Origin of the sequence: Brevundimonas sp. UBA7664 (genome assembly GCF_002483305.1) — a bacterium.
Classification (GTDB): domain Bacteria; phylum Pseudomonadota; class Alphaproteobacteria; order Caulobacterales; family Caulobacteraceae; genus Brevundimonas.
The window spans coordinates 1-4790 of record NZ_DLHQ01000053.1; the positions used below are offsets into that span (position 1 = coordinate 1).

Below are 4790 nucleotides of genomic sequence, written 5' to 3' on the forward strand. Positions count from 1 at the left end.
GCGCCCGTAGCTCAGCTGGATAGAGCATCAGACTACGAATCTGAGGGTCGGACGTTCGAATCGTTCCGGGCGCGCCATTTTCTCTTGTCGGCCGACACATTGGCCCGAACGGACGCCTCGGGCTGTCCGGTCAGGCCGCTTCGGCGCCGCGCTCCGGTTCGGTCACGGCCAGGACCTGCGAAATCCCCGCGAACAGGGTCGCCATGGTCACCGGCTTGGCGAGATGGCCGTCGGAGCCGGCCTGGCGGCCCGCCTCGATGTGATCGGGCATGGCGTTGGCGGTCAGCATGAGCACGGGCGTGCGCGCGCCGCCGCGCCCGGCCTCGATCGCGCGAATGCCGGCGGTCGCGGTCAGGCCGTCCATCACCGGCATCTGCATGTCCATCAGGACGAGGTCGAAGACGCCGTCCCGGAAGGCGTCCAGCGCTTCCTGCCCGTCCGCCACGCACACAAGGTCGGCGTCCGTCCCCGACAGCAGGACCTCGATGACCTTGCGGTTGGCCGGATGATCATCGGCCAGGAGAATCCGCAGCCCGACCGCGCCGGCGTCGGCATCAGGCCCGGGCGACGCCCCGGCGCCCGCGGCCTCGGCCAACGGCAGGGGCGCCTCGAACCAGAACCGCGAGCCGACGCCGGGCTGGCTCTCGCAATCGAGGACGCCGCCCATCAGCTCGGCCAGGTCGCGCGAGATCGTCAGGCCCAGGCCAGTGCCGCCGAAGCGGCGCGTGATCGACCCGTCGGCCTGGTGGAAGCGGCCGAAGATGCGGGCCTTCTGTTCGGGCTCAAAGCCGACGCCGGTGTCCGAAACGGTGAAGCGGACGCGGTCGTCGGCGACGTCCTCGACGCTCAACCGGACCTCGCCCGCCGCCGTGAATTTCAGCGCATTGCTGACCAGATTGGTCAGGACCTGGCGGATGCGCACCGCATCGCCATGGACCAGCCGTTCGGCCTGCGCCGGAATCTCGATTTCCAGCGACACGCCCTTGGCCTCGGCCTTGGTTCGCCACAGGGCGGCCGTCTCGCGGACGACATCGGCGAGGTGGAACGGGCCCGGCTCGATGGTGATCTGGCCGGATTCGATCTTGGCGGTGTCCAGGATGTCCGAGAGCAGGCGCTCGAGCGTGCCGCTGGACGACCGGACGATATCGACCATCTCCCGCTCGCGCGGGCCCAGATCGCTCCGCGAAAGGGCGTCGGCCATGGCGACCACGCCATTCAGCGGGGTGCGGATCTCGTGGCTCATATTGGCGAGGAAATCGCTCTTCGACCGGCTGGCCGCTTCCGCCGCCCGGCGCGCGAGGCGCAGATGGCCGGCCGAGCGCCATTGCCAGATCAGCAGGCCGGCCGCGGTCAGGATGAAGAGCACGGCGATGCCGACGATCCAGCGCTGCGAACTGATGACGTCCTTCTGCAGACGGGTGTTGGTTCGCGCCGTATCGAGCTGGCGGCGCCGTTCGGCCAGCTGTTCCTGCATGTCCCCGGTGACCTGTCCGATACCCGCGCTGAACCGGCGCGCGGTCTGGATGTCCAGGGCCCTGTGATAGGCCTCCAGGCGCTGGAAGCCCTCCCGGGTGCGGCCCTCGGCGAACAGCAGGGCGGCTTCGACCCGGGGCACTTCCGAAAACCCTTCCTCGCGGAACAGGCCGGCGGCCTCGCGGCGGCGGATCTCGGCCAGATCGCGGCGGGCGAGGCCGAGCCGGCCGGTCCGGGCATAGGCGAGGGCGCGCGTCGGCAGCAGCTGCGGCGCCAGAAAGTCCGCCGCGCCGAGGTCGGCCCCGTAGGGCGAAAGGCAGTCGAGAACCCCACGCGAGTCTCCGCCGCCGTCGGCGACCATGGCGCAGAGATTGGCGTCATAGACCAGCAGGCTCTCCAGGCCGGCCCGGCGGGCGAGCCGATGGTGCGCGGCGTAGAGTTTGTTGGCCAGGTCCTGGTCGCCGACCTGAACCGACAGGCGCGTCAGATTGTAGAGGGCGTCGAAATCGGGACGGGGATAGGCGGGGTTCGAGAAATCGATCTCGTAGCGGCGGAACGCCGTGGTCGCGCCCTCGATATCGTTCAGCCGCATCAGGCCCATGCCGGTCACTTCCCACAGCCCGGCCCGGGCGGTGTCGGCGTAGGGGGCGCGTTCGGGAATGGCGGCGTCGGCCTCGGTCAGCAGGCGGAGGCCTTCGCCGATCCGGTCCTGATCGATCAGCGCCAGCGCGGTGATCCGCATCGCATGCGCCTTGACGAACCAGTCCGTGGCGGTCCGGCCGATCCGGTCCATCTCGACCGAGGCGGCGGTGTCGCCGCTGTCGTAGCGGATGGTCAGGGCGTTCAGCCGGGCGATCATCTGATACCGCTCGTCCCGGCGGGCCAGGGCGGCCGCGGCGAGGCGGTTGTTCCAGAACTCGGCGCGCTCGAAATCGCCCTGGTTCAGCGTGATCCACATCACGTGATAGAGGCGGTTCAGGCCCTCCCGGCCCGGCTGGTCGAGGGCGGCCTCGCCGAAGGCCTCGAGCGCCGGAAAGCTGGTGACGGCCGCGCGTTGTTCGACGCGCCGGGCGAGGTCTTCACGGCTCGCGCGGGACTGCACTGTCGCCATGGCGTCGCCCGGGAGCGCCAACACGGAAAGCAGGACAGCGACGAGAACAAGCTTGACTGGTGACATGTCGGTTCCGTGATGACCTTCCGATCATCACCCCCCGACCCTTTCACAAGCTTTAGCAAGGCGGTGCTTTTTCCACCGCCTGTCGTCAGGCGTCGACCGCCGCGTCGAGGGCGTTGGCCTGGATGAACTCGCGGCGCGGCTCGACCACGTCGCCCATCAGCTTGGCGAACAGGTCGGAGGCGTCCTCCTGATGCTCGACCTGCACCTTGAGCAGGGTGCGGGCGTTGACGTCCAGCGTGGTCTCCCAGAGCTGTTCCGGGTTCATCTCACCCAGGCCCTTGTAGCGCTGGATGGCGATGCCCTTCTTGCCGGCCTCGAGAACCGCCTCGAGCAGGTCCAGCGGGCCGCGCACGGTGATGGACTTGTCCTTGCGGCGGAAGACGGCGGGCTTGTCGAACAGGCCCTCGAAGGCGGCCGAGCGTTCGGCCAGGCGGCGGGCGTCGAGCGAGCGGATCAGGGCCTCTTCCAGCACGATGCGTTCGGTGACGGCGCGGCGCACGCGTTCGAAGGCCACGGCCCCCTGGGCGCCCGGCGCGCCGGTCCAGTCGCCGTCGCCCTCCTCGGCGTAGAGGTTGAAGCGGGCGGCGGCCTTTGACGGGCCGGCGGGTTCGTCGTCGAACAGGCCCGCGAGCGCCGCCTGTTCGATGGCGAAGGCCGGGGCGCGTTGCGACAGGCGATCGACGCCGGCCTTGAAGGCCTTGGCTTCGCGGACCAGCGCCTGCAGGTCGAAGCCGGTGCGGCGTTCGCCGCTCGGCAGGTCCAGTTCGGCCTCGGATGAGCCCTCCTCGATGAGGTAGGAGTCCATCTCGGACTGGTCCTTGAGGTAGCGCGACTGCTTGCCCTTGGAGACCTTGTAGAGGGGCGGCTGGGCGATATAGACGTGCCCGCGCTCGATCAGCTCGGGCATCTGGCGATAGAAGAAGGTCAGCAGCAGGGTCCGGATGTGGGCGCCGTCGACGTCGGCGTCGGCCATCAGGATGATCTTGTGATAGCGCAGCTTGTCGGCGTTGAAGTCGTCGCGGCCGATGCCTGTGCCGAGCGCCAGAATGAGCGTCCCGATCAGTTCGGACGACAGCATCCGGTCGAAGCGGGCGCGCTCGACGTTGAGGATCTTGCCGCGCAGGGGCAGGACGGCCTGGTTCTCGCGATTGCGGGCCTGTTTGGCCGAGCCGCCGGCGGAATCGCCCTCGACGATGAACAGTTCGGACTTGGCCGGGTCGCGTTCCTGACAGTCGGCCAGCTTGCCGGGCAGGGAGGCCATGTCCATGGAGGTCTTGCGGCGCGTCAGGTCGCGGGCCTTGCGCGCGGCCTCGCGGGCGGCGGCGGCCTCGATGATCTTGGCGACGACGGCCTTGGCCTCGACCGGATGTTCCTCGAACCAGGTCGAGAGGCCCTCGGAGCAGAGGCCCTCGACGGCGGGGCGGACCTCGGACGAGACCAGCTTGTCCTTGGTCTGGGAGCTGAATTTGGGATCCGGCACCTTGACCGAGAGGACGCAGGTCAGGCCTTCGCGGGCGTCCTCGCCCGAGACCGAGACCTTCTCCTTCTTGGCCGCGCCGGCGGCGTCGATATAGCCGCCCATGACGCGGGTCAGGCTGGCGCGGAAGGCCGACAGGTGGGTGCCTCCATCCCGCTGGGGGATGTTGTTGGTGAAGCACAGCATGGTCTCGTGGTAGCTGTCGTTCCACCACAGGGCGAGATCGATCTCGATCCCTTCCTTCTTGCCGCGGATGACGATGACGTCCTTGAGAATGGGCGTCTTGGACTTGTCGAGGTGGCGCACGAAGGCCTCGACGCCGCCCTCATAGTGCAGGATTTCCTCGAACTTCTCGGCGTGACGGTCATCGCGCAGCTTGATGACCACGCCGGAGTTGAGGAAGGCCAGCTCGCGCAGCCGGTGCTCCAGCGTCTTCAGGTCGAAGTCGATGTGAGCGAAGGTGGTGACCGATGGGTAGAAGGTGACTTCGGTGCCCGACAGGGGCTGACCGGCGCGCGCGCCTTCGGTGCGGATGGGGGCGTCGCCGGTGACCTTCAGGCTCTCCACCGTGTCGCCGCGGGCGAACTTCATCTCGTGGCGTTTGCCGTTGCGGTAGATGACCAGTTTCAGCCAGTCGGACAGGGCGTTGACGACCGAGACGCC

Annotated in this window: 2 protein-coding genes and 1 tRNA gene; 1 reads left to right on the top strand and 2 read right to left on the bottom strand. The window is 68.6% G+C overall.

Going from position 1 to position 4790, the window contains the following annotated elements:
• Positions 1-77, top strand: a tRNA-Arg gene (locus tag B2742_RS12690).
• A gap of 53 nt (positions 78-130) precedes the next feature.
• On the opposite strand, the gene B2742_RS12695 is transcribed toward B2742_RS12690, so the two are convergent.
• Both B2742_RS12695 and B2742_RS12700 read right to left on the bottom strand, forming a co-directional pair.
• Complete coding sequence (locus B2742_RS12695; RefSeq protein WP_292066878.1) at positions 131-2650, bottom strand: ATP-binding protein; 2520 nt, start codon at positions 2648-2650, stop codon at positions 131-133.
• An 85-nt stretch (positions 2651-2735) separates the two neighbouring features.
• Positions 2736-4790 (bottom strand): DNA gyrase subunit B (locus tag B2742_RS12700; protein WP_292066882.1); only part of this gene is annotated, 2055 nt, incomplete at its 5' end.

Excerpts from the sequence above, each read along its gene's own strand:
- B2742_RS12695 (WP_292066878.1), bottom strand. The coding sequence starts at position 2,650 with ATGTCACCAGTCAAGCTTGTTCTCGTCGCTGTCCTGCTTTCCGTGTTG.